Origin of the sequence: Candidatus Nitrosocaldus islandicus, assembly GCF_002906215.1 — an archaeon.
Classification (GTDB): domain Archaea; phylum Thermoproteota; class Nitrososphaeria; order Nitrososphaerales; family Nitrosocaldaceae; genus Nitrosocaldus; species Nitrosocaldus cavascurensis.
In genome coordinates, this window is sequence record NZ_CP024014.1 from 1,267,485 (window position 1) to 1,292,367 (window position 24,883).

The following is a 24,883-nucleotide window of genomic DNA, read 5'->3' on the forward strand; positions in this document are numbered from 1 at the left end:
CAGTTATAAAGATTTTTTATCCCTGTTAGGCTAATACAATATAGTAGAGATATGCCAAAGAGATACTCCATTGAAGAGGTTAAGCAGAGGATAATAGATGTGTTAAGGCAGTCTGACTCTGGGCTCTCTGGTATAGAGATAGCAGAGAGGACTGGTATAAACAGGGTTACAATAACCAAGTATCTTAACATACTTGAGACCATGGGTATAATAAGGAGGAGGAGCATGGGTCCTGTTAATTTATGGTACATACAGTATGGTATGGATCTAAGCAGTAAGGATATACTCGAACTGCAACAGGTATACATGGATGCACTATTCACCTATGATGAGGATAGGGCTAGAACTATACTTCTCAATGCAATACACTCCAACATAGATCCAATACTGCTAATGAGCGATGTTGTTATACCAACTGTTAACACTGCAGGGGAGTTGTATGCAAGGGGAAGGATGAGTACAATGGATCTCATGCTTATAAACAATCTTGCAATGGAATCTCTAGACCTAATAAAGTTCAATGCTAGCAGGGTAGAGGTGAAGAAGGATGCATATGCAGTATTCATAAGCATGGGTGAGAAGGGCAGTAGGAGGGAGGCTATTGATATGAAGGCAGCATCTATTGCCTTCTACATAAAGGGTTGGAGACCATTCTTGTTAGGCAATGTTGCTTCAGAGGCAGGACTCTTCCTCGATATAGATATGGTTAGGTTCATCAACAGGATATGGAGGGATAAAGGGAAGGGCATAATCCTCCTCTACATATCTGCAGCAGAGGAGTTTTCAACATTAAACGAGTTGATAAGATCTGTAAAGGAGAAGCTTGAGAAGAGCATACTTGTTATTGTTGGAGGTAGAGTAGTGGATAGGCTTGAAGGTAAGGATAAGGAGAAGGGGAGCGATACAGATACAGGGGTAGGAGTAGGAGTAAAGGATACAGCATATCCATACATAGACTACTATGCAATGGATATAATGAAGGCTGTAGAATGGGGTGAGAGGATGTATAGGAGTCTAAAGTTTTAATAAATAAATAATAGTATCTAACACTAAATTTAACAGTAAATAATATTTATAATAATCTGTAGATAGATTAATTTCATGCCTTATCTGCGAGATAAGAATGGGAGATTGGGGAGATTCCTCAAGAGGTATAGACAGGTTATCCTCTTCAACAAGAACCTGCTCATCTCTGGCACGGGAGGTTTCTTTGCAAGTGCATACATCTCACAAGTACATCTTGAGTATTATGATGATAAACTTGCAAACTCTATACTTGCATTAGCAATAGAGTATGCTGTATACATCCCTCTCTTTGCTCTACTCTTCTACATCGATAATAGGAGTAGGTATATAGATCCTGTAACTTGTAAGAGGAACTCAAAGGCTTTAAAGGAGGATGTGAAGAGGCTCTTTGCAACATTCTCTGTTGCAGAGATAACATTCTCTATAACTAGATTCGTAAGCCAGTATCAATTACTACTACAGGCAGATATACAAGCCTATCAGGCATCTATGCTTGGCTCTATGATTGCTTGGATAGTATTCTTCATAGTAATTAACCTGATGGCAAGAATTGTAAGATTGTTAAGATGAGGAGATGGTTGGAATGCGTTAGGATGTATATGTTGATAGTGCATCTTACTAGATACTGCTTACTATGTATCGTTACCATCATCCTTAACCAATATATCTATAAGACTCTTCTCTATCCTTCTATTCACCACTATGAAAGTATCAAGCAGGAGATATACAAATATCACAACTGCTGCTATTGATGCTGGAAGCACTATATCCATATTACCAAATGCAAGGGAAGGTATTACGAATGATGTGACTATGAGCACTACTATGCTAAGCACTATATTCCTTATAACTCTATGCAGATGGTCCATCTTGCGTGTTATAACTGGATACCTTACTATCCTCCTCTGCACCTCTTCAAATATAGCATCTGTTATCTCTCCTGCCCTACCAAGTATGTTTAGTAATGGATAGGCTACTGCCCCAATCATAAATACTATCTTGAATATATTGTAAGGTAGTATCTTGAGTGAAGAGAATGTATTGTATAGCAATGATATCAGACCATCACTTAATAATACTATTGTTATCATCGCTACTATTATTGCCATGTTTATGAGCAGTCTTGAGAATATCCTCCCTACTTTCAATGCACTATCCTTCTGCTGTACATTCTGAAGTATACCTCTAGTAACCCTTGCAGGAGCCTCCAACATGTTGAGCAATCTTATGGGTATTATGCTCCTTGGATCAACTATAGTTGGTAGTGCTCTTGAAAACAATGGTATAACAAATATGCTTGCTAGTGAGACTAGCATGGTTATAGGCATCATAGACTCCCTAGTAGCATTGAGATCTATACCCTGCTTTGCCATAACGAATGATAACTCACCTCTAGGCATCATCATTATCCCAACTGTAGATGCACTATCCCTACCGTAACCAACTATGCTTGTAGCGATGAAGTTACCTATGAACTTGCTTAGTATTGCTATAACTACTATAGGTAGAGAGATGATCAGATTATCAAGTATTGCATTGAGGCTTATCAACATCCCTATAGATATGAAGAATACAGTCCCAAATAGATCCCTCAAGGGTACAACCTTCTCAGTTATCACACTTGCTCTAGGAGATGAGGCAATCATCATGCCCATGAGGAATGCACCTATGGCCATGCTCAATCCTAGATAGTTTGCAAGTAACGCTAGACCAAATCCCATCACTATTGCAAGGAGTAATGGTGCCTCATCAAGATCAAGCCTTGATACATACTCTATCAGTCTAGGCACCACCTTCAGCCCTATCACCAGTGTTATTATGAAGAACGTTACACTCTGGGCTATTATTAGCCCTATGCTGAATAGATCTGTAGTGCCACTCTTCACTATGCCTGGGAGTATAACTAGTAGTATTATGGAGAAGATATCCTCAACTATACTAACTACTATTATGAACTCCCCCTCTCTAGTGTGAAGAATACCAGCATCCTTGAGCAACTTGAGCACTATTGCTGTACTTGTTATGCTTATTATCCCTCCAAGGTATATTGCTTCTATGCTGTTGAAGCCTAGAGCAACAGCAACAATGAATCCAAGGAAGAATACTACACCTATCTCAACAACAGCACCTATAAGTGCTACACCGCCCACCCTCCTAAACCTGTTTATATTCAACTCTAATCCAACAACAAATACTAACAGTATAACACCAATATCTGCAAGTATGCTCACTATCTGCACATCAGTAACAACCTTGAAGCCATATGGTCCTATAGCCATACCAACAAGTATGAAACCTATGACAGATGGTAGCCTAGCCTTCCTTGCCAATAGGCTACCAAGTATGGCAGAGCCTAATAGGATGGTAAGCAAGAGCATGAACTCCACTGATGATATGATGTTAGCCATACTCTTAATAAGTAGAAGAGGATATAAAAGTTAGGTAATTTGGATGAATAGGTTCAAGCATCTATATATTTACATGTTAACGAGTAAAGTTGATTCCAATTCAATACTTGCTTACCTCACTAGCATGATAAATTGCAATATAGAGAGTAGAGGTGCAGATGCATTGTATAGAGGGTTAGATGAGCATAGTATTGCAGAGATGTATGCCTCATGCAGGGTTAAAGATATCTTCAAGGATATTAATTCTAATTACACCACACATGTAAGCGAAGATGTGGAGTATGAACTATCTATACTTAATGGTGCCCCATCACAACCAAATGTGGTGTATGATGGATTTAGATTACAGTACCTATACTCTAGTATGATCGATGCTGATGAGAGTTCGCTTGATAATGTGCATGTAGTAATAACAGATAGATTGTTAGCAACTTACAGTGAAGAGGATATGAGGTACCATCTCAACACTGTAGTGTTAGGATATCCTAGCATAGTTAGCATAGATGGGATCGTTGAGGCACCAGCAAAACCCAGAGCATTCTATACACTATACTACTATCATATCTCACGAGGTATAGAGATAAGCATGGATGAGGTTAAGAGCATATTCAAGGATGTTATGCTTGAGCACGATGATCCAAGGCTTACAGATGTTGCAAAGGGTTACATAATGCAAGCACTATTCTACAGCATGCTCAACGATGCCCCATTCTGTGATGATAAGAGATGCATACTTTACAATGCTCACTGGCAGGATGAGGTTATAGAAGCTCAGATAAGATATGGAAGGTTATGTACAAAGCATAGAGAAGTGTTGGATGAATTCAATAAGCATCACGATCGTAACTATGATGCTACTCATTAACTACTAATACCACTGTTGCTACTTATGTCAATATAGGTACTCATCCACTTCATCATCATTATCACCATCGCTATCAATTGCTCCTCCTTCTCCCTCTTCCTCCTCTCCTCCACCTCTTCCCCTTTCCCTCTCCCTCCCTTCACTTCTCCCTCTCTTTTCATCCTTGCCTTTACTCTCCTTCCTCCTAGCAATACTCTCCTCAACACCTTCAGCAAACCTATCCAACTCATCCAAATTATCGAACTTGAGGTATGTTAGCCTCTCCAGTGCCTGTATTATGCTCTTTGCTGTTCTATACTGGGGTATCCTAGGATCATCTATCTCACCATAGAGTCCTATACCATGTATGTTGTTCATCTTTGCAAAGCCCAGTATGAGGCCGTTGAATCCAGTTATTAGTGATGAGCCATGTGTAGGATAAAGCCCAACCTTTACTATGCTATCTGTAAGCATAGGGTTGGTTGTTGTTACAAGTACTCTAGGGTTCTTGCCTACTTCTTTATCTGTAAGGAATGCACCAACAGTATATATGAACTGTACTGAGTACATCTTTGCAACATCTATAACATCTTGGCATAGAAGGTAGAGGTCACTGCTAGACTCTGGCTGACCAAGGGAACCCCCAAATACTATAATCCTCTCAGCATATCTATACTCCCATCTAATCTGCTCAAACTCTATGTATCCTCCCTTATCAACAACGTATGGAGGATAGTGTGCATAAACAACCCTGAATGGACTTGTTTTGAGTGCTTTGTTTATGAAATCTATAACTATGCTACCTACATTGCCCATATCTTGCATTGCTGCTATCATTATTGGACTCTTACCTTTGAGGTCTGGCTCTATCAGTTTCTCAAAGTGCATGGCATAGTTAGTTTCGTGTATGAGAATAATAACTCTTCCTATCATGCGTATGCTTCTTTCTATATGCCTTGCCTTTAGTTAATACATAGGATTGATTAATTAATCAAGGCTTAACTCCATGCTCATGAACTCCAGTATATTCCTCATCCTTAAGCAATCAAGCTCAAGCAGGGGGGATTCACATATTATGGTTATATCGAGCCTCCTCCTAACTATCTCTAACGCTAAAGGTTCGAACTGTGGTTCCCCTATTGGTCTATGAACATCAACATATCTATAGCCTTTCCTTGCAAGCCCTGTAAAGTGCGCATTTATATACTCTAACCCAGCATTGAGCAGTCTATCTATAACATCTGCATAGTCTATCCTACCATCGTTCCTAGCAAATATATGTGCAAAGTCAACATAAGGCCTTACCCAGCCATTAAGATCCTTGTAGAGTCTAAGCACCTCATCAAGAGTACCAAACTGGTTCCTCCTTGCCATTGTCTCTGCACCAAGTCTAACATGCTTTATACCCATACTCCTCATCTCATCCACTATAGACTCATAACCTGCTCTAACCATAGCATATGCCTCTTCCTTGCTCCTCTTCCCATAAAAGGCTGAATGTATTGCTATTGTATCAGCATGCATAACCTCACCTCTCTCTACACACTCTAGTATCCTATGCTTGGATCTCCTTATCACCTCCTCATCCTCTGAACATAGGTTTATGTAGTAAGGTGCATGTATGGATAACCTTATACCCAGTTCATCTGCTAACCTTCCAAGATCTCTACTCTCCTCCATGCTAAGATATATGCCATGGGCAAAGTCAACCTCAAGAGCATTGAGCCCAAGCTCGTGAAGCCTCCTCAGGCCAGCCTCTATACCATGACCTCTAGCAGTGGCTGGCAAGCCTTGAGTCCCTATATATATCCTCATCAAGATAGGTATTGATCTCTAGCATATATTATGATTAACCACATATACAGCATGTAGATTATCCTATTGAATACGCTAATCTACTCAACAACTCAATCCATTTCATAATAAATCATCGTCTTACCTCATTCCTCCTATCATTCCAGGAGCCTTGGGCATACTCCTGTACTCCTTCATTATATGTATGCTTGGTTCAGCAGTGATAACAACATACTCCTTGTTTGCATCATCTCTTGGCGAGAGGGATATCTTCTCTCCAGGCTTTATCCTTGGTATGAAGTCCTTGTATGTGCCATAATCAACTACAACGTTTGTAACATCATTCCTGCCAGTGTTTGTAATAATAACCCTGTATATGTCCATGACATCTATCTTATCCTTGAACGCATCAACATCAAGTGCATAGTCCTGGTTAGAGTATGGCATAAGCATCAAGAATGCTGTTAGCATAGCGGTACCCATGACACCTGCACCTACTATTAGGTAGAGCAGCATAACATTATAATCAATAGAGTTAGATTTAACATTTATCATTCTGGAATAAGCATATCCTCATATTCTATCTGACCTAACCATTATAGTTATATTTAAGTTAGTTTTAGTATAGATGATGATGAAGAACTACAGCATGCTTGCAGTACTAGCCATAGTAGCTGTAGCAGCAATAGCAGCAGTCACTCCAAGTGCATATGCCCAGACATGGGGTAGGCCTGACTCTATGATAATTGCAGGGTTACCACTGATAGTTGGCCTAGGCACTGGAATAGTGTACTTTATAGTGATATCAGCAAGAAGATCTAGGAGGTAAAGAACTGGCTTATTTATTTATTATATTTCTTATTTTGTTATCCTGAGTAGACGGTGAGTTATGTGTAACCATCCTTTGGTAGTAGGCTGATATTAACTACGCTACACTATTCTCTACTACTGTTCTATAATTGAAGAGTAGTAGAATGATGATGTTAAAATAACAAAAAGATAGTGGGTATTATTGTTATCTTTAATCCCACTTGCTCCACGCAGCAGCCCATCTATAAGTCCATGTATTCAGCTTTGCTCCTAGGGCTGCCATTGGTACGCTTATAACAGCGCTAATACCTGCTGCTAGTGCCACTGGGCTGTTATAGAACTTACCTACCTGAGGCTCTATTGGTGTTAGGTATGCTGGGAGTGTTGGTCTTGGGTACTTGAATGCCATCTCTAAGGGGTCATGTACAGTAAGCAGGTTAATCATGTTGAAGAGTGGCATTGACATTCCTAATAGAGAGCCTCCTATGAGTATTGCTGCATGCTTGTTCCTCCTGGTTGCCCAGTATGCTAGATCTAGTAGCATTGCGCTTGGTATCCACACTGGGACTATCATGAAGTCGTATGGATAGCCTAGTCCTCCAATCCAAGCCCACTTTGCAACCCAGGTGTAGATGGTCATTATTGTAGCATAATAAGTTGCTGTACCAGGCACTCCTGTGAATAGCAGGTAGTAGATGGCACCAACAACAAGCATAGTTGACTGGCTAAGATTGAAGATCACAAATGATGTCCACATCCAATCAGAGTAGAAGATGTAGTCTCCAGCATTGATGGTCAACAGCGTTGAGTTCACTGCAACTACGACTATGAACAGGTAGTGTATTGTTCGTCTAATCCAGACCATTAGAATAATGTACTATACCCATATATATAAAACTTACTCTAGGTTAGTGCTAATAAATTATTAGAATAAAAATAAAATTAAGAAATATTTATAATTCTAGGGGATGGCTGGCTTCTCCATGGCAACTTTCCAGATGAAGATGAAGCCAAAGACTATTATGACTGTCAGCACGCTCAGTGCATACATCCCAGAACTGAATGGATATGCCCATGCATAGTATGTGAACCCTACCCAGACACCAAATGCTGTTGCTGCCCACGCCATTATTGCTCCAATTATGTACAAGCCCTTCATATGCTCAGTTCTCTTGCCTATCATTCTCTCTATCTCATCCTTGGGCGCCTCTTTCTTTGCCATTAAGAATAATAAAGTAGATGCATTATTAAAGTTTACTTTTAATCTGTTAATAGATGATAAATAAAAAAGAAAAGGAGTTGCCCATTAGGGCGGTTGCAATTTGTTTACCGTGTTGGCGTTGGCGATCTTCTCTAGTTATGCTGTTAATTTATGGTATGCTTCTGCTGTACAACTTGCCTTCTAGTGCAAGCTTGTACATCTCTGCAACGTATGGGTTGCTTGGTGGTGTCTCCATTCCAAGCTCTACCATCCTAACGTACAGCCTAACCACATATGCTAGGGCACCCATGAATGCTACAACGACACCCATGTTGAATGACCAGTGGTTTGGAACTGCGAATACCTCCTCGACGAACCAGAAGTGCCACATCTCATTTATGCCTATGGTGAACATTGTACCTAGGTAGCCTATGATAGTCATCTTTATACCAGTGTTAACGCTGTTGTTTGGACCTCTCATCAGTGGCACCCTTCTATCGTATATCATTATTGCGCCCCAGCCTAGTGGTAAGGCTACGAAGTGGGAGTAGAGCCACCAGTGTGCTGGTGTGAATGCACTATCCCTTATACTGGTCTGATGCAATGATCCATCAACGAAGTTATCGACCTCAACACTTGCTGCAACTGAACCCATCACTATGACCATTATCAGTATCTTCTTCAGCCTCTGCATCTCAACCTCTTTTGGTAGTAGTGCTGGCATCTGAGCCATACCGCTTCATCCTTCGTTACAAGGAAGGAGTATATCTATCTTATGATAGAGAATATCAAATCAAATCTGCATAAATTTTAAAATATAAGATGCATCACATTAGATGTATAGCATAGAATACTTCTAACATTGAATTATTTGAATAATCACATGATTAATAGATTTGATCAACAATAGAATTTAATATAAAATAGATACCCTGCGAGGAAAGGATTTATTGTTTATAAGTATGAAGACATACCAATCTACATATAAATCAAAAATGAATTGGCAATGTAAAAATATATATCTATGTTAGTACAAGATTCTAATAATGAAGGTAATGCATGTAGCAGTGCTGACTGCAGTGGCAGTAGTACTGGTTCTTGGCTCGTTTGCACCCATCATGAAGGATGCATTTGCGCATGGTGTTCAAGCACAGTTACAGAGCAGGTTTATAAAGATAGAGGATGAGACGTTCTCAACATTCAGAGTCATCACAAAGCAGGAGTATGCAAATAGGACAGGGTTGACACTAGAGCAGATTGATGCTATGGGCTGTGACCCAAGAAGGCAAGATATACTGATAGTTACTGGAAGGCTTGTAAGCCAAGTTAACAAGGATCTAAGAGCATGGATATCTCTCTTCAACGAGTCAACAAATGCAGGCAATAGGTGGGAGTTCATATTAAGGGAGCCACCAGGCAATGTATTCGATATACCTCCAGGTGGAGAGGTTCCATACAAGCTATGTGTGTCAGCACTCGAGCCTGGAACATACCATACGCATACACAGTTAAATGTAGCTAGTGTTGGTCCAGGTCTTGGTCCAGGTGCAACAGTAGTAGTAGAGGGAGAGCCAACAATGAAGCCAATGTCCGTAGGCAATGTGATATACCAGACCATACTGATTGCAATAGGTTTAGCAATATCATTCGCAACAAGACCATGGCAGGTTATATAACAGCATAATACACCAATATCCTTTCTTTTGTTTTGATTTACGTTTATAATCCAGAATATTATCATGCTACATATAAGACGCATCGTCTATCTAATTACTCCTGCCATTAATACACAACATTAACTAATGTGTAGGTGTCAATCTTTCCTTACATGCCTATACACAATGATGTAAACAGGTTATAAGCAAGGTATTCAAGCATAGCAGATTAGCGAAGGCTATTGATGATATACTATTCTACCATAGAAGGCATATAGAGAGTAACCATATAGAAGGCATATAGAGAGTAACCATACATAGCACTTCTTACATTGGCTAAGACTAATGTGTATTGAATGAAGAAGAAGAAGAATAGGCTAATGTCTACAACAGGTATGTAATGCTAGCATAAATCATTTAAGCATAAGGATTTATCACATGAAACTGATGTGGTTAGTTACAGCATTACTAACGTTAATCCATGCATACTAATTATATCTTGTCAGATAATGCTATCATAAAGCTAGACTCCCATCTTATATCATGAAACCCCTACTATAATATAAAAAAGGAGAGTTTGTCTACTGTTGTTGTTACCTTCTTCTCTCCTCTGGTAATAAACCTATACCTTCCCTTTCGTAGTACCTCTCCAGCTCTTGGACCCAAGTCTCCCTTGCTGTACCTCCTATACCCTTGTGTCTTATCCAGTATGCTATAACACTCAGCAAGAATATACCGAACATCATTGTGCCGAATATGTAGATCATGACGTCGTAGAAGAGTGGGTCATATGCTGGGCCTATCTGCAGCACTATATTCTTTATACCCATAGCCAGCGTTGCAATATCCATTAGTATAATCATCTAACACCATGAATATATACATTTCCGTTTTGCCTTATAAAAAATTTAGTTGCTCTCATATCTGATAATATCATTACTGGATATGATCACTGTATCCTCTTCATTATATCCATCTAATATAACAAATATAATCATTTTAGTATGATAGTAAATTCGCATAAGCATTAGTGATGATATCAATTATAATATAGATCGTTGCATAGAACAACAGCAACAACAATAATAAAAAGGAGTTGTATATGTACAGCTATGCGCTCTTCTGTATCTTTGGCTTCCTTAATGCCATTACGAAGAATGCTGCAGATATACCTCCAAATATAGCACCAAGAGCAGCAACATATATGCCTAGTTCACCGAATGTCTTTGCTACCATTGATGTACCAGAACCATATGCTCCCTCTTGCTGTGCTGTTGTGAGCCTCTTCTTTGCTAGTATGGAGTGCTGTGTGCATGCAAATTCTGGTATGCCCAACTGCTTGCATTCCTCCAACTGCTCTGGTGTAGCAGTTATATCTCCACCAGCTCCAGGAGAACCATACAACTGTGCCATTGCTACTGAACTTCCTCCTATCCATGTTGCAATTACTCCAGCCACAACTGCCAGAAGTGCAAACTTATTCATGTAACTCTTATTGTACAAACGATGTATATAATCTTTCTCCCCTTCTTTTTAAATTATACAGGGCAAAGACTTTAATTTATCACCTACAGAGTCTATACATGGCTAGGATACATGCACATAGGAAGGGCAAGTCACACTCAATAAGACCCATGCAGGTTAATGCTCCATGGATAAGCAACATGAGCAAGGAAGAGATAACCAACCTTATAGTAAGCATGGCTAAGGATGGGCTTAAACCAAGCGAGATAGGTCTTAGATTGAGGGATGAGTATGGTATCCCTCTTGTAAAGAAGATTATAGGTAAATCAATAACAGAGGTGCTAGAGGATCATGGTATCAAGACTCTGCCAGAGGATCTTAGCAATATGCTTGAGAAGGCCATAAGGCTTCAGAAGCATCTTAACGTGCATAGAAGTGATAGCAACAATATACGCTCTCTAGAACTCATAGAGGCTAAGATACACAGACTTGCAAAGTACTACAAGAGAGAGGGAAAGATACCCCAAGACTGGAAGTACAAGACTGTAATAGCAAGCCTTGAATGAACTAGCAAGCGATGAAGGCTTAGTTTATTTAACGATATGAGTAATACCAATGATCTGAGCATGGATTCATTCCTACAGAAACTATCTAGCAGGATACTGGATGCTATAGCATCAAGGAAGAGGATCATGGTTATAACACACTCTGATGCTGATGGTCTTGTCTCTGGTAGCATAATAGCCAAGGCTATAATAAGGAAGGGTGGGCGATGCCTCGTTAGGGTTGTGAGCGATCTCAACCCTAATGTGTTGAAGAAGGTTGCTGGGGAGGAGCATGACCTATACATAATAACAGATATGGGTGCTGGCCTTGCAGGTGTTATAGATGAGTATATAGGCAAAGGCAAGGGTAAGGATTGGATGGTTATAGACCATCACCAACTCCCAGAGGAGGAGATGAACGATGATAGAATCTTTAATGCATGGAAGTTCGGCATAGATGGAGGGGTAGAGGCATGTGCTGGTACAATGGCATACAAGGTTGCCTATGCTCTAGATGAATCCAACAAGGACCTATCAGCACTTGCAGTAGTTGCCATGGTTGCTGATAGACAGGATCAGGGTGAGAGGAAGTCTCTCATTGGGCTTAATGCAGATGTTGCAGATACTGCAAGGGAGCTTGGATTGCTAAGCATAGATCTTGATCTCATGCTTGTTGGTAGGGAGACTAGGGCAGTTCATGAAGCACTTGCATACACTTCATATCCATACATAGATGGGCTAACATGGAACGTTGATTCATGCTACTCTCTACTCAACTCCATAGGGCTAAGGCTGAAGGAGGATGGTAGATGGCGTACACTAGCAGAGATGAGTAGTGAGGAGAAGAGCAAGATAGTTGAGGCTATAGCAATGTTTGCTTCCTCATCTACCTCTTCTTCACCTCCCTCTTCCTCTCCATCATCATCTTCCTCTACCAACTCAAGGAATGCAAGTATGATTGTGGATGAGTTGATAGGCTATGTGTACACCTTGCAAAGAGAGGATAAGAGGAGCATGCTTAGGGATGCAAGGGAGTTCAGCCTCATGCTCAATGCATGTGCAAGGATAAGGAGGTCTGGGGTTGGAATAGCAATATGCATGGGTGATAGGAACTCAATGCTTATGGAGGGTGAGATTATAGTCAATGAGTATAGAAAGACCCTAAGAGGTTACATAAGCACGATAATGAGTGAGAGATGGAGGGTTGTTGATGATGGTATGCTAGCCATGGTTAATGGTGATAACCTCATAGCACAGGATATGCTTGGGGCAGTCTCATCACTGCTTAGTGGGTCTCAAGCATTCCAAGGCAGGGTTATAGTTGTAAGGACTAGGACAGATGATGGTATGTACAAGTTCTCCTGCAGGAAGGGTCTGAACTGTAGCATAGATGTTAACCTTGGTCTATTGATGCGTGAATGCTCGAGCAGATGCAATGGGGTTGGTGGAGGGCATGTTGCTGCTGCTGGTGCAAGGATAAGTGCAGATATGCTTGATGAGTTCTTAAGGTGTGTTAAGGAAGGTGTGCACAAGCATAAAGGCAGTGTGGGAGGGGATGCAGGGGGTTAAGGTTAGAGTAACTATAAGGGTAGAGGTGGATGAGCATGGCAAGGCTGCCACTTCTATGCTTGAGTCACTTCTACCAGATAACATTGGTATACCAGAGGGTCTATCCATAGACTTCCATACTGATGGAACTTCACTATTGCTTATCTTTGAGGTTTCATTGGAGGAAGGGGATAAGAGGATCTCATCGTTCATATACACTATAGATGAGGTGTTGGAGCATATCAGCACAATGGCTAGAGTAATGGATATTGGTGTTGATGAGATACAATGAGGCGAGTATATGATAACGATAATAATGATATAATGATCCTCCATATGGTAAGGTGATTGTATGATTGATCCAAAGATACTGAGGGAGCAGCCTAACATAATAGCAGGTATGCTTGAGAGGAGGAGGATCGCATTCCCCTTGAATGAACTGCTAGAGATGGATAAGAGGAGGCGTATGCTTATGAAGGATGTTCAAGAACTAAACCATAGAAGGAATGTTGTTGCGCAGCAGATAGCAGCAAAGAAGAGGCTCAAGCAGGATACAGCAAAGGAGGTTGAGGAGATGAAGGCTTTGAGTGAGAGGATAGATATGCTTGATAGAGAACTTTACACTTTAGAGAAGGATTACAATAGGTTGCTCATGATGCTACCCAACCTTGTGCATGAGTCTGTGCCAGATGGCGATGGTGAGGAGGATAACGTTGTGGTAAGGGAGTGGGGTGAACCAAGGAGGTTAGAGAATGTAAGAGGGCATGTAGATATAGGATTAGCCCTTAACCTGTTAGACCTAGAGAGGGCAGCGAAGATCTCAGGCTCAAGGTTCTACTTCCTGCTTAATGATCTAGTGCTACTTAACCATGCGCTTATACAATACGCTCTAGAGTTCATGAAGTGCAAGGGCTTTACTCTTGTGCAGACACCATACATGATAAAGCGTGATGCAATGGAGGGAGCGATAATGCTTAGTGACTTTGAGGATGTGATATACAAGGTTGAGGGAGAGGATCTATACCTTATAGGCACTGCTGAACATGCAATAGCAGCAATGCATATGGATGAGATACTCGATGGTAAAAGGTTGCCACTACGCTACGCTGGAATCTCACCCTGCTTCAGGAAGGAGGCTGGTGCCCATGGCAAGGATACAAAGGGTATATTCAGGGTACACCAGTTTGAGAAGGTTGAGCAGTTCATCTTCTGCAAGCCAGAGCAGTCATGGGATGAGCATGAACTATTGCTCAAGAATGCTGAGGAGTTCTTCCAGATGCTTGAGATACCATATAGAGTAGTGCTATTATGCTCAGCAGAACTAGGCAAGGTATCAGCAAAGACATATGATATAGAGGCTTGGATGCCAGCACAAGGCATGTATAGGGAGGTTGTATCATGCTCAAACTGCCTAGACTTCCAAGCAAGGAGGCTTAAGATAAGGTACAGAGATAAGCCAAACGAGGAGACAAGATACGTACATACACTAAACTCTACCCTAGTTGCTACTGAGCGTACCCTAGTTGCCATGATTGAGAATAACCAGAGCGAGGATGGGAAGAGCATAATTGTACCAAAGGTTCTAAGACCTTACATGAACGGTATTGATAGCATTCCATCACCATATGCTCATTAATTGAACAATTAACTGATCTTTGCTCTTGTAGAATACATGCAATAATAATTAGCCAATGGTGTAATGGCAACATATTTAAACTAATTGTATGGATAGTAGTAGGTAGGTGGATAGGTAGGTATAGGTAGTATGGGTGATTGGTATGGCTAGGTCTAGGGGGTTTAGGAGGAAGACCAGACAACTATTAACAAAGGATACAATTAGGGGTCTCTCTTATCTCTTGCATGAGTATAAGATAGGGGATAAGGTGGTTATAGATATAGATGCGAGAGAGCATAAAGGTATGCCACATAGACGCTTCCAAGGCAAGGTTGGTGTTGTAGAGGCTATAGGTAGGAGGGCCCTAAAGATAAGGGTTAGGATTGGTGAGAAGGATAAGATGGTCATAGCAAGGGTTGCACATGTTAAACCTTTAGGCATAGTCTCTAGCATTGGTAGTGGTAATAGTAGTAGTGGTAGTGGTGGGTGATTAAATTGGCAGATATAGTAAGTAAGAAGGTTATAACTCTACCAGAGGTTAAGGATATACTTGCAAGGATAGATCCAGATAAGATGGATCAGATACAGAGGTGGACATACAACTATGTTACAAAGTTTGCAAAGGTGAGTACAGATAAGGCTAGAGTTATGAAGGATAGGCTCATGAATGAATGTGGGCTAACTGAGGAGGAAGCAGTAGAGATAATAAACATAATGCCTTCAAGTATAGAGGAGTTGAGGACATTCACCTTTGGCTGGAAGAAGCTGATACTAACAGAGATGCTGGAGAAGATGCTTAAGATTCTTAATGAAGGGAGAGGCATAGAGTAGCAGTTGGAGCATACAATGCAGCAGAAGAAGTACGAGGAGTACGCATATGTGTTAAGCGTTGAGCCTAGGGGCAAGTCTATCAGGGTTAAGGGTAGAGAAGGCATAATAGTGCAGGCTATAGGGGAAGAGAGGTTAACACTGCTTGAACTCCTAGGCACGCCAGGGATAAGCATAGATGTTGGTGAGAGGGTCTACATAGGCAGAGAGGGTAGAACTAAGATACTAAGCGTTCTAGGCAAGTTGGAGTACAATGAGTTGAGCCCATATGCTAAGGATGAGTTACCAAATGTTATAGAGAGTATTGTGAAGAATAATGAGCGTAGGTTCATAGAGTTCATCAACACAGCAGGACCTATAAACCCAAGGATACACAAACTTGAACTTATACCAGGTATAGGTAAGGTTATCATGATGAATATACTGAAGGAGAGAGAGATGAAGCCATTTGAGAGCTTTGATGATCTGCAGAAGAGGACTGGTCTTAGGGAACCACATAAACTCATAGCGAAGAGGATACTACAAGAGATAAGTGGGGATGAGAGGATAAACCTATTCATAAAGTAGTTCCTCTAATACCATTAAAAGATGAAGGTAGTAACATTACTATACTACTCCAGGTATATTATATAGAAGATTGACTGATCTAACCATCTTAATAAAGGTGGATCATCAGAATAATAAAGAAGGTGGGATGAAGGAGGAGAAGGATGATGATAATGATAATGATAGTTATAGTTCTGATATCTACAATCCAGCAGAGGATACATTCATGCTTGCAAGTGCTGTTGATGGATTACATGGCGATGATGCATTAGAGATTGGTACTGGTAGCGGTTACATAGCATCCATATTAAGCAAGGGATTCAAAAGGGTTGTGGCAACAGATATCAACCTTGAAGCACTCATCTACGCCAAGAGCAGTAATTATAGCAGTGGAGATGTGGAGTTTGTATGCTGCAACAGTGCTGATGCCATATCAGGTATATCATTTGATCTAATAGCAGTAAACCCACCTTATCTACCATCTGAGCGTATAGAGGATGCAACTGTTGATGGAGGAAGGTATGGGATAGAGGTTGCAATGAGCATGCTAAAGAGTGCTTCAAGGTTGCTCAGAGATGATGGTAGGATAATCATGGTAATATCATCTCTAGCAAGGTATGATCTCTTACTCTCCTCACTTCATGGTATTGGGTTAGAGGGCAGGATAACTGCTAGGAAGAGATATGGGTTTGAAGACCTGCTCCTGATTGAGATGAGATCTATTAAGCATGCAACTCAACAACATCAAGATCATCAAGGATGAAGTCCTTGCCAACCTTGATTATGCTTCCATGCCTCCATACCCTTGCATACTTGAATGCTCTCGCAAAGTCCTTATGGATCCTCTCTGCAAGCTCTATAACCTTTGAGCCTCTATGCATAAGCAATGGCTCATCTACAGGATCAGAGCCTACCTTCTTTGTGAATACCCTTATAAGTCCAATATGCTTGAGCAGATCTAGCATCAATGAGTCCTTATCACCGTTGAACCTGATGAGATCTATTCCATTAACATCACAAACGTTATCTGCAAATGCTACAAATACAGCATCCTTGCTGATCCTTCCAAATATAGCATCTTCAACATCCTCTAACGTTGTATTCGAGTAGAGCCTAACGATCACATTCTTTATACCATAGCTCTTGATGAGGTTGAATACACTACCCTCATCAACATAATCAGATCTACCAACTATCCTTATTCCTCCATGGGGAGTGTACTCTATCTCAGCCCTAGATCTTGCTAGGATATTGATACTCCTTGCCTCAAACCATTTGCATACATCATCCATATACTTGCTGGAGTCAACAACAACCATTATTGCATCAGCATTCCTTGCTATACTTATAAACTTGTCAAGTCTATCCTCCCCTATCATGTAATCCAATGGGGTTAAGACCATCTGAGCCCTTATGTTGAGTGCAGAGAATACACCTATCCTAGGCCTCATGAGAGCATCGTAGATACTAACACTCAACCCAGTAAGCCTCTCAAACAGGTTTAGTGATGAGTTAATTGTACCAACAAGTGCAACTTGGAGGGAGCCTTCCTTCTTAACAGTCCACTCCTGCCTTGTACTGCCTCTCTTCCTACTCCTCCTCTGCTCAACCTCTTCTTCAAGTGCTGCTATCTGCCTCTTTATGCTCATCTCAAGCTTCTCAGTTGCCTTGTGCTTTGGCATAAGGGAGTAGAACTCCTTCAGTAGCCTGAGTTTGAGTTCGGGGTCTTTAGCAGCTATAGCCTCTGCCCATTTTGCCTTTGCCTCTTGCGTTAGGTTAGTTACCATACTCCCTCATAATATATGTGCCATTGATACTTATTAAAATAACAGATGTAGCAAACTACCTGTGCTGAAATGTGTTAAATTGTATCAATATTATTATTGTTCTACTTCTACTCATCTACCAAGCATCTTAACTGCTCTTGCTGCTATCTCTTCAGCCATCTTGCTAGTTGTTGCATTACCCCCAAGATCATACGTCACATACCTACCCTCATTTATAACATCCCTTGTTGCATCGAATATAGCCTTTGCTATATCCTTCTCTCCAAGGTACTCAAGCATCCATGCACCAGAGAGTATTGTTGCTGTAGGATTCATTTTGTTCAAACCTTTGTACTTTGGTGCAGAGCCATGTGCTGGCTCGAACATGGCATAACTATCTCCAAGGTTTGCTGAATACACATTGCCTATTGAGCCTAGATGTGCACTTGCAGTCTCTGATACAACATCCATGAAGAGGTTAGTGCTTACTAGTACGCATCCATTGAACCTCTCTGGGTTCTTAACCAACTGCTGGCACATGTTATCGATATAGTACTCCTCAACCTGTAATCCTTTGCTTGAGCATATGGACGTTACAGCATCTATGAATATGCCATCAGTCTCCTTGAGTATGTTCCTCTTAGTTATAGCAATTACCTTACTGTAACCCTTCTCTACTGCTATCTCTCCTGCCTTCTTTGCTATCCTCTCGCATCCCTTGCGTGTTATCTTCCTTATCGCTATTGCAGCATCATCACCAATCTTGAACTCTATCCCAGCGTAGAGCCCTTCAGTTGCCTCCCTAACACATATGAAGTCAAGCTGCCTTGCTGAGCGCTCATATGTCTTTATTGGCCTTATGTTTGCATAGAGGTCGAATGTCTGCCTTAACGTTACTGCAACACTCCTAGGTGCCTTTGGTGATGGTATAGTTGTTGTTGGTCCCTTGAAGCATGCATTACTCTCTCTAAGTATCTTCCATGTACTCTCTGGTATGTATGAATCACCGTTATGCCTCTCCCACCACTCTGCTCCTGCTTCACATGGTATCAACTCTACAGATGTGTTGCATCTCTTCAACACAAAGAGCATGGCATCTACAAGCTCTGGTCCAACACCATCGCCACGTATAACTGCAGCCTTTGGCATCCTGCATGCATCTCATAGAAGAGTATTTAATCCTATCTTGCTTCTTCACTTTCTCATAAGGTATGATAAGGCAAGACTTGTTAAAACCTTCTTAATCCTTAATCATCTACTCCTTAATTCAAGTCTTATGTTTAAACCATCCTCTATCGCAACCTTAGCAGGATCACTGCCTATGTTGATGAACTCTTGCTGCCCTTTGCCCTTAACCCATATGCTTATCTCATAACCCTCTGTATCAAGATTCCATAGCCTTAACAGATCAAGCAGTGTGAACCTTATGGGCCTTGAGTAGATAACATAAACATTGCCATCTCCTCTAGTATGCAATGGTCTTATGCAGTTCTCATCCCTCCCTATGCCTTCTGGAACCTCTACTGGTTTACCATCTATGGTAACGCTAAGCACCGCATGTAACTTGAACGGCAGATCCTCACTGGTTATGCATTGCTGTAGTGGTGGCTTGCCTGATATGAATTGACTTATTATGAATGCTATCCCTGTACCTACGCCTATGAGTATGACTGGCATTATTATCTGCCACTTGGTTAGCTTCTTCTTATCCTCTCCTGGGGCCTTCCTAGGCTTTACCATGATAGAGTAGAGGAGTAGCATACATTAATACTTAATTAAGTTTATTTATCCAATGGGCGAAGGATACATGAATGGGATGGGTAGATGATGCCGGGGTGCCCTAGCCTGGTAGGGGGCAGGCCTGCTAAATAGTAGGTTTAGATCTATGCAGCAAGTCTGTGGCCCGTATGGGCCGCACGGGTTCAAATCCCGTCCCCGGCGCTATTATATATTGGTATGAGCATGTATGATTACAAGAGCATAACAGAGTGCTGGCTGAAGCGTGTAAAGGAAAGGGAAGCAGGATATGACTACTACTACTGCTACTACTACTGCTGCTACCATTACTATGGACTTGCTTGTAGGTTTGTGAATGCAGTAAGGAAGTTTAATGTTCGTATAAACGCTAACAGGACAGACCATAAATGCGTTTGATAATCTCTATATTGCTATTATCTTGTTCAGATATAAGATTTGAACAGAAAACTAAATCGCTAGGTGCTATTAGTATACTTTCAATGATTATGCTGACTGTAATCTCTTTGCTATATAGTCTATATTCTTTATACACATGCCTAGGAGGTGTTGATATATCTCTATTGCTCTATTCAACGCCTCATCCTCCTTGACCTTGCCATCCTCTATATCCTTCATGAGCACCTCTACCATCTTCCTTGCATCTGGGCTTACTAGCCTAAGATCCAATCCCTTCAACGCATCTATCACAGCAATTCCTAACGGGGTTGGTCTGAACCTATTATGTACTTTGGTTGCATAGCCTCTCTTGAGTAGGAGGGATGGGAACTCTGCCCTAGTTGCATCTGTACCTATTCCATGCCTCTCCATAACCTCTAGTAGTTCAGCCTCGCTTAACCTACTTGGGGGCTTGGTCTTTGCCTTAACAAGATCAATGCTTACAATATCTACACTACTATCTACCATAAGTGATGGCAACCTACTCTCCTTTGGCATGAAGTAGCCATATATCTTGAAGAAGCCCTCATCCTTTATGTATTGTCCATCTGCATACAGTTCTACACAACCCTTCACCGTAGTAAGTCTTGCATGCTGTTTAACAACAGAAGCATCTCCAGCAAATGCATTAGCAAGGAACCTCCTTGCTATATACTCCCATACATCCCTCTCTATGCTAGAGCCATGGTATGGGCTTACTGGATATATAGGAGGATGTGCACCATCATCAAGCATCCCATTCCTTGCCCTTGGTATATGAGCATCAACATCTACACTAAGCCCATTCAGTGCTGCACTCAGAGGCTTGGCAAAATCAAAGCCTTTTGGATACCTGTTGGTATCTGTTCTAGGGTATGAGATGTAGCCCTTCGAGTATAGATCCTCCATGACATCAAGGATGTATGCAGCGCTCTTCCCAGTGATCCTTACAAGGTCCCTTAACGCATCATCTGTTCTCAATGGTAATGGTCTATGGATGACCATTGCACTCTCCTTGTACTCAAGTACACTTGCCTTGCTAGAATTTCTACACGATTCATAAACTTGCATAGCATACTCCTCCCCCTCATACATATCCTTGCTCTTAGCCTTGAACCTAACACCATCATGCTCTATTAACGCCTCTATGTACCAATAGTTTACTGGCTTGAAGTTCTCTATCTCCCTCTCCCTCTCAACTATGAAGTTAAGGGTTGGTGTTTGGCATGAGCCCCAACTTATCAAACCCTTACCATTATCCTTACCCTTACCATTATGCCTATTGGTTCCATGCTTTATACTCTTGCTAATACTGGTGTTTAAATACTCCTTATCATTAGTATCCATACCCATCCTACTACTTAATGTAAGTAATCTTGTATATGCTGCTCCAGTGAGTAGATCAAACTTATGCCTGAACATAGCCTTGCTAACCCACCTCCAGTTAAGGCTACTCTCTAGCCTATTCCATGCACCTAGAATCTCCCTTCTATCTGTTGAGTTGAACCTCATCCTATAGTACTTTCCATCCTTCCTTACATTTCTGTACAACATCAGTACCTCATAGCCTATCAACTCACCCTCATGATCATTATCTGTAGCAATAACAAGCAGATCATCATCCTTGCAATTGCTGAAGATACTGCTTAGTTTAGAGTAACTCTCTCTATCCCTTACTGTATATCTGAACTTCCTAACATCCATAATATCCTCTACAGTCTCTAGACGCCAGAGTCTTAGAGTTGTAGGAAGATCTATATCCATTATATGCCCCCTTACCCATTCAACCCTTGCCTTTATACTTGGAGGTAGTGCATCCTTTATAGCCATTGCAACACTTGACTTCTCTGCAACCACTATGAACATATCTCTATAGATTACTCACAAACAGGATATTAATTCATATAGAGTTGATAAGGTTAACAAACTTGTCCATGCTAACCTCGAACCCATACCTCTGCTCCTCCCTCTTCATATGCTTGTATATGTTGTAGAGCAGCCTTGAGTGCTTGAGCATACTGAACTTCCCCTCCATCTTGAGGCGTAGAACCTTGTACACATCATCGTAGTAGCCAAACTTCTCATGTAGCATTGCTCTATACGCCTCTGGACTGTACTCTCCTTCAACCATTAATGTGTAGAGTATCTCTGCTGACTGGAGTGATGGTGTTATCCCTTCACCAAGGATCGGGAATACAGTACCTATGGACTCCCCAACACCTACAACATTGCCATATGCTACAGGATCCATCCTTGTTGGAGGTGCAAGTCTTACAGGTCTACCTATCCTCATTAGTATCCTTGCCTCAGGCTCCTCTTGGAAGAACTCATTTACACCATAGTACACCTTCTTAAAGTCCCCAGAGCCTACAAACGCTCTCCCATTGCCTAGTGGGAAGTGCCAGAAGTAACCCATTGCGTTCCTATAACCTATAACATAAAAGTCCCTCTCATTCTTCAAGTTATCAACCATGTACTCCCATACAGGGATTGTTAGATCCTCTTTAGGCTTTGGTAACATAGATCTATGGAATCCTGTGCAGTCTAGAACGTAATCGTACTTGTGCACTGGGAATGTATCCCTTACACATCTTACACCATAGTTCACGTTTATGCCCTTGAGCATATCCTGCTCCCATCTCCTCTTATCGTATGTGATGAGCCCAATCAGCCTTAGATGATCATGCTTACCATTCTGCAGGTATATGTCCAGCCTATTGCCTACATGAAGTATGTAGTCCTTGAAGTTAAGCCCAACCATACTGCAGAAGTGCTCAAGCATATACTTGCTTGTGCCCCATGCACATACAGGGAAGTGCTTCTCCTTGCTGTACATCTCAAAGACCTCTACTGTATGACCTTTGCTGTTAAGTAGCGATGCCAAGAAACTACCTGCAACCCCTGCACCTATTATTGCAAACCTCATCACACACACCTCTCCATCATGTCTCTACAGTCTTCTGCTCAAGCATGAGCCTCACCATGTGCCTTGGTGCCTGCCTTAATATCTGCACATACTCATTATCCTCAAGATCCTCTATCTCTTTAAGGGCAAGGTTAAGCCTAACATCTATATCATTGCTCATATGCTCTATCAATGGTACCCAGCGTTCAAGCACTATACTTGCTATATCTATATGCCTACCCATAATCATATCCAGTATCTCCTTTATAGAGTCGCTGTAGTAGTAGAGGCATGCTGGAACCAACGTTATTATCTTATGCACATTTGCCTTGCCAGTCTCAACTATCCTGAGCACTTCCCTCAGGTCATCTGCAATCTGGAATGCTTCTCCACATCTAGAGCCGTAGTTGTATACCCTCTCACCCATCTCTAGCCTGTTTGCTGCTATTGCCCCCAACTTTGAAGCAGCACCAAAGAGCGCTCCAGTCTTCAACTTTATTATAACATCGTACAGACCAGAGGGGAACCTTCCAGAGGTTATCTCATCCACAAGTAGCATTGGGTTCAATGGTTCTTGAAATGCTCCTCTAGCAACTGCTGCTATAGCCTCAGCAACAGCCTTTGCATCATCCCTGCTCATATCACTCATCATGTTTATCATGTAGGATAGGATAAGATCTCCAAAGAGTACTGCCCTTCTTGAACCCTCAAGCGTCCATATGGCTGGTCTACTCCTCCTCACAGTATCAAGATCAACGTAATCATCATGGATGAGGGTAGCAGCATGTATGTACTCTATAGCAACTGCCCTAGGCAGTGCATCCTCAAGCCTTCCTCCAAGTGCTTGGCATACAAGGCATGTGAGTGTGCCTCTAGCCCTCTTTCCTCCTTCTATACTCTCCTTCAATACGCTAGCATACTCTGAAGGCATACGCTCTATGAATAGTGGGAGGAGCCTTGCTATCCCCTCATCTATCTTTGGTTTTGTAATATGCCAGTACTCTATTATATCCATATAAACACCTCTTGCTATAACGTTAAATTATTTTAGAGATGATTACACATGTTTACTTCGCCTCTCTTACAGCATCAACACTTATATCCTTGAATACCACACTATCACCCTTAGTCCTAACCACACTTAGCAATGCCCTAACTATAGGATCGTCCTCATCAACCCCCTCCCCTACTATATCAACCCTCCTTATCATCTTGCCCTCCTTGTAGAGTATGAATGTGTTCATCTAAATCCACGCCATCATAATATCTACTCCAATGAAATAAAAAGGTTTTATTATATAGATGGCACTAGCCTAGCAGTATGTTACATGCAGGTATAGAGATGGAGAGGGTTGTGAAGGTTGATAGTAGCATGGTTATAGACTTCCTTGGAGATGATGGTAGAGTGTTATCAACACCAAGCATGGTAGATGCAATTGAGAGGCTATGTAGAGAGATGGTAAAGCCTTATCTCAAGGAGGATGAGGATACTGTTGGTGTAAGGATAGATGCAAAGCATATGGCCCCAACACCTCTAGGCATGAGCATAAGAGTACATGCATTACTTGTAAGCGTAGATGGTAGAAGGCTTGTATTTCATGCCGATGTTCACGATGAGCATGAGAAGGTTGGAGAAGCTGTGCATGAGAGGTTCGTAATTAACAAGAGTAGGTTCGTAGCGAGAGTAAGGGCTAAGGTAAGGTAAAGTAAAGTAAGGTAATACGTATGAAGTATGTTGAATATATAGTCATTGCAT

Annotated in this window: 31 protein-coding genes and 1 tRNA gene; 16 read left to right on the plus strand and 16 right to left on the minus strand. The window is 41.4% G+C overall.

Annotation, left to right across the window (positions count from 1 at the left end; translation table 11 throughout):
* The first annotated feature begins 51 nt into the window (after nucleotides 1–51).
* Both CRG89_RS06615 and CRG89_RS06620 read left to right on the plus strand, forming a co-directional pair.
* On the plus strand, nucleotides 52–1,026 hold the full coding sequence (locus tag CRG89_RS06615) for a B12-binding domain-containing protein (protein ID WP_103287493.1): 975 nt from the start codon (nucleotides 52–54) through the stop codon (nucleotides 1,024–1,026).
* A gap of 75 nt (nucleotides 1,027–1,101) precedes the next feature.
* Nucleotides 1,102–1,596: a hypothetical protein gene (locus CRG89_RS06620; RefSeq protein WP_103287494.1), complete on the plus strand. Its 495-nt coding sequence runs from the start codon at nucleotides 1,102–1,104 to the stop codon at nucleotides 1,594–1,596.
* A 62-nt stretch (nucleotides 1,597–1,658) separates the two neighbouring features.
* Here CRG89_RS06620 and CRG89_RS06625 read toward each other — a convergent pair whose 3' ends face one another.
* Nucleotides 1,659–3,434 carry a cation:proton antiporter gene (locus tag CRG89_RS06625; RefSeq protein ID WP_103287495.1) on the minus strand — a complete coding sequence of 592 codons (1,776 nt, stop codon included), beginning with the start codon at nucleotides 3,432–3,434 and terminating at the stop codon, nucleotides 1,659–1,661.
* A gap of 73 nt (nucleotides 3,435–3,507) precedes the next feature.
* Here CRG89_RS06625 and CRG89_RS06630 point away from each other — a divergent pair, with 73 nt between their 5' ends.
* Complete coding sequence (locus tag CRG89_RS06630; protein WP_148695129.1) at nucleotides 3,508–4,299, plus strand: DUF6775 family putative metallopeptidase; 792 nt, start codon at nucleotides 3,508–3,510, stop codon at nucleotides 4,297–4,299.
* Between the two features lie 27 nt (nucleotides 4,300–4,326).
* On the opposite strand, the gene CRG89_RS06635 is transcribed toward CRG89_RS06630, so the two are convergent.
* From CRG89_RS06635 to CRG89_RS06645, 3 genes are all read right to left on the minus strand, one after another.
* Nucleotides 4,327–5,166 (minus strand): PAC2 family protein, encoded by an 840-nt coding sequence (locus CRG89_RS06635; protein ID WP_103287497.1) that lies wholly within the window; start codon nucleotides 5,164–5,166, stop codon nucleotides 4,327–4,329.
* A gap of 99 nt (nucleotides 5,167–5,265) precedes the next feature.
* On the minus strand, nucleotides 5,266–6,093 hold the full coding sequence (locus CRG89_RS06640; protein WP_231911551.1) for a TIM barrel protein: 828 nt from the start codon (nucleotides 6,091–6,093) through the stop codon (nucleotides 5,266–5,268).
* Between the two features lie 120 nt (nucleotides 6,094–6,213).
* Complete coding sequence (locus CRG89_RS06645; protein WP_148695128.1) at nucleotides 6,214–6,588, minus strand: hypothetical protein; 375 nt, start codon at nucleotides 6,586–6,588, stop codon at nucleotides 6,214–6,216.
* A 112-nt stretch (nucleotides 6,589–6,700) separates the two neighbouring features.
* On the opposite strand from CRG89_RS06645, the gene CRG89_RS06650 reads away from it, so the two are divergent.
* A complete protein-coding gene (locus tag CRG89_RS06650; protein ID WP_103287500.1) occupies nucleotides 6,701–6,901 on the plus strand; it encodes a hypothetical protein in 201 nt (66 codons plus the stop codon).
* Nucleotides 6,902–7,093: 192 nt separating this feature from the next.
* Here the strand turns inward: CRG89_RS06650 and CRG89_RS06655 are convergent, their stop codons facing one another.
* The 3 genes from CRG89_RS06655 to CRG89_RS06665 all read right to left on the minus strand — a co-directional run bounded on the left by CRG89_RS06655 (nucleotide 7,094) and on the right by CRG89_RS06665 (nucleotide 8,816).
* Nucleotides 7,094–7,747, minus strand: coding sequence for an ammonia monooxygenase family protein (locus CRG89_RS06655; RefSeq protein WP_103287501.1), 654 nt, complete (start codon nucleotides 7,745–7,747; stop codon nucleotides 7,094–7,096).
* A gap of 96 nt (nucleotides 7,748–7,843) precedes the next feature.
* Entirely contained in the window at nucleotides 7,844–8,104 is a 261-nt protein-coding gene (locus CRG89_RS06660; protein WP_103287502.1) for a hypothetical protein, read from the minus strand.
* A gap of 148 nt (nucleotides 8,105–8,252) precedes the next feature.
* The gene (locus tag CRG89_RS06665) at nucleotides 8,253–8,816 is read right to left on the minus strand and encodes a methane monooxygenase/ammonia monooxygenase subunit C (protein ID WP_103287503.1); all 564 of its coding nucleotides are present in this window, start codon (nucleotides 8,814–8,816) and stop codon (nucleotides 8,253–8,255) included.
* Nucleotides 8,817–9,129: 313 nt separating this feature from the next.
* On the opposite strand from CRG89_RS06665, the gene CRG89_RS06670 reads away from it, so the two are divergent.
* Entirely contained in the window at nucleotides 9,130–9,759 is a 630-nt protein-coding gene (locus tag CRG89_RS06670; protein ID WP_103287504.1) for a methane monooxygenase/ammonia monooxygenase subunit B, read from the plus strand.
* Nucleotides 9,760–10,331: 572 nt separating this feature from the next.
* Here the strand turns inward: CRG89_RS06670 and CRG89_RS06675 are convergent.
* Together CRG89_RS06675 and CRG89_RS06680 are read right to left on the minus strand one after the other, a co-directional pair.
* Nucleotides 10,332–10,601: a hypothetical protein gene (locus tag CRG89_RS06675; protein ID WP_197706695.1), complete on the minus strand. Its 270-nt coding sequence runs from the start codon at nucleotides 10,599–10,601 to the stop codon at nucleotides 10,332–10,334.
* A 247-nt stretch (nucleotides 10,602–10,848) separates the two neighbouring features.
* Complete coding sequence (locus tag CRG89_RS06680; RefSeq protein ID WP_148695127.1) at nucleotides 10,849–11,223, minus strand: hypothetical protein; 375 nt, start codon at nucleotides 11,221–11,223, stop codon at nucleotides 10,849–10,851.
* Nucleotides 11,224–11,321: 98 nt separating this feature from the next.
* Between CRG89_RS06680 and CRG89_RS06685 the strand changes: the two genes are divergently transcribed.
* The 8 genes from CRG89_RS06685 to CRG89_RS06720 all read left to right on the plus strand — a co-directional run bounded on the left by CRG89_RS06685 (nucleotide 11,322) and on the right by CRG89_RS06720 (nucleotide 17,047).
* The gene (locus CRG89_RS06685; RefSeq protein ID WP_103287507.1) at nucleotides 11,322–11,768 is read left to right on the plus strand and encodes a 30S ribosomal protein S15; all 447 of its coding nucleotides are present in this window, start codon (nucleotides 11,322–11,324) and stop codon (nucleotides 11,766–11,768) included.
* Between the two features lie 36 nt (nucleotides 11,769–11,804).
* On the plus strand, nucleotides 11,805–13,316 hold the full coding sequence (recJ, locus tag CRG89_RS06690; RefSeq protein WP_103287508.1) for a RecJ family nuclease: 1,512 nt from the start codon (nucleotides 11,805–11,807) through the stop codon (nucleotides 13,314–13,316).
* A complete protein-coding gene (locus tag CRG89_RS06695; RefSeq protein ID WP_158648767.1) occupies nucleotides 13,303–13,587 on the plus strand; it encodes a KEOPS complex subunit Pcc1 in 285 nt (94 codons plus the stop codon). The genes recJ and CRG89_RS06695 overlap by 14 nt, the downstream gene beginning before the upstream one ends.
* 60 nt (nucleotides 13,588–13,647) lie before the next feature.
* On the plus strand, nucleotides 13,648–14,931 hold the full coding sequence (gene serS, locus CRG89_RS06700; protein ID WP_103287510.1) for a serine--tRNA ligase: 1,284 nt from the start codon (nucleotides 13,648–13,650) through the stop codon (nucleotides 14,929–14,931).
* A gap of 142 nt (nucleotides 14,932–15,073) precedes the next feature.
* Complete coding sequence (locus CRG89_RS06705; RefSeq protein ID WP_103287511.1) at nucleotides 15,074–15,400, plus strand: 50S ribosomal protein L21; 327 nt, start codon at nucleotides 15,074–15,076, stop codon at nucleotides 15,398–15,400.
* Nucleotides 15,401–15,405: 5 nt separating this feature from the next.
* Complete coding sequence (locus CRG89_RS06710; protein WP_103287512.1) at nucleotides 15,406–15,741, plus strand: RNA polymerase Rpb4; 336 nt, start codon at nucleotides 15,406–15,408, stop codon at nucleotides 15,739–15,741.
* A 15-nt stretch (nucleotides 15,742–15,756) separates the two neighbouring features.
* Nucleotides 15,757–16,305, plus strand: a complete 549-nt coding sequence (locus tag CRG89_RS06715; RefSeq protein ID WP_103287966.1) for a DUF655 domain-containing protein — start codon at nucleotides 15,757–15,759, stop codon at nucleotides 16,303–16,305.
* Between the two features lie 127 nt (nucleotides 16,306–16,432).
* Nucleotides 16,433–17,047: a HemK2/MTQ2 family protein methyltransferase gene (locus CRG89_RS06720; RefSeq protein ID WP_148695125.1), complete on the plus strand. Its 615-nt coding sequence runs from the start codon at nucleotides 16,433–16,435 to the stop codon at nucleotides 17,045–17,047.
* Here the strand turns inward: CRG89_RS06720 and CRG89_RS06725 are convergent.
* From CRG89_RS06725 to CRG89_RS06735, 3 genes are all read right to left on the minus strand, one after another.
* The gene (locus CRG89_RS06725; RefSeq protein ID WP_103287514.1) at nucleotides 17,007–18,071 is read right to left on the minus strand and encodes a TGS domain-containing protein; all 1,065 of its coding nucleotides are present in this window, start codon (nucleotides 18,069–18,071) and stop codon (nucleotides 17,007–17,009) included. The genes CRG89_RS06720 and CRG89_RS06725 overlap by 41 nt on opposite strands.
* 111 nt (nucleotides 18,072–18,182) lie before the next feature.
* On the minus strand, nucleotides 18,183–19,199 hold the full coding sequence (locus tag CRG89_RS06730) for an isocitrate/isopropylmalate dehydrogenase family protein (protein ID WP_103287515.1): 1,017 nt from the start codon (nucleotides 19,197–19,199) through the stop codon (nucleotides 18,183–18,185).
* 102 nt (nucleotides 19,200–19,301) lie between these two features.
* Nucleotides 19,302–19,790 (minus strand): hypothetical protein, encoded by a 489-nt coding sequence (locus CRG89_RS06735; RefSeq protein ID WP_103287516.1) that lies wholly within the window; start codon nucleotides 19,788–19,790, stop codon nucleotides 19,302–19,304.
* 89 nt (nucleotides 19,791–19,879) lie between these two features.
* Between CRG89_RS06735 and CRG89_RS06740 the strand changes: the two genes are divergently transcribed.
* Nucleotides 19,880–19,991 (plus strand) — tRNA-Ser (locus CRG89_RS06740).
* Nucleotides 19,992–20,012: 21 nt separating this feature from the next.
* Complete coding sequence (locus tag CRG89_RS06745; protein WP_148695124.1) at nucleotides 20,013–20,204, plus strand: hypothetical protein; 192 nt, start codon at nucleotides 20,013–20,015, stop codon at nucleotides 20,202–20,204.
* A gap of 87 nt (nucleotides 20,205–20,291) precedes the next feature.
* On the opposite strand, the gene CRG89_RS06750 is transcribed toward CRG89_RS06745, so the two are convergent.
* From CRG89_RS06750 to CRG89_RS08825, 4 genes are read right to left on the minus strand one after another with little or no spacing between them, the layout of a single operon-like run.
* Complete coding sequence (locus CRG89_RS06750) at nucleotides 20,292–22,088, minus strand: DNA topoisomerase (protein WP_103287518.1); 1,797 nt, start codon at nucleotides 22,086–22,088, stop codon at nucleotides 20,292–20,294.
* A gap of 34 nt (nucleotides 22,089–22,122) precedes the next feature.
* Nucleotides 22,123–23,148, minus strand: coding sequence for an NAD(P)/FAD-dependent oxidoreductase (locus tag CRG89_RS06755; RefSeq protein WP_103287519.1), 1,026 nt, complete (start codon nucleotides 23,146–23,148; stop codon nucleotides 22,123–22,125).
* A 16-nt stretch (nucleotides 23,149–23,164) separates the two neighbouring features.
* Entirely contained in the window at nucleotides 23,165–24,142 is a 978-nt protein-coding gene (locus CRG89_RS06760; protein ID WP_103287520.1) for a polyprenyl synthetase family protein, read from the minus strand.
* Nucleotides 24,143–24,194: 52 nt separating this feature from the next.
* Nucleotides 24,195–24,371 carry a hypothetical protein gene (locus CRG89_RS08825; RefSeq protein WP_158648768.1) on the minus strand — a complete coding sequence of 59 codons (177 nt, stop codon included), beginning with the start codon at nucleotides 24,369–24,371 and terminating at the stop codon, nucleotides 24,195–24,197.
* A 77-nt stretch (nucleotides 24,372–24,448) separates the two neighbouring features.
* Between CRG89_RS08825 and CRG89_RS06765 the strand changes: the two genes are divergently transcribed.
* On the plus strand, nucleotides 24,449–24,832 hold the full coding sequence (locus CRG89_RS06765) for a thioesterase family protein (RefSeq protein ID WP_103287521.1): 384 nt from the start codon (nucleotides 24,449–24,451) through the stop codon (nucleotides 24,830–24,832).
* The last annotated feature ends 51 nt before the right edge of the window (nucleotides 24,833–24,883 follow it).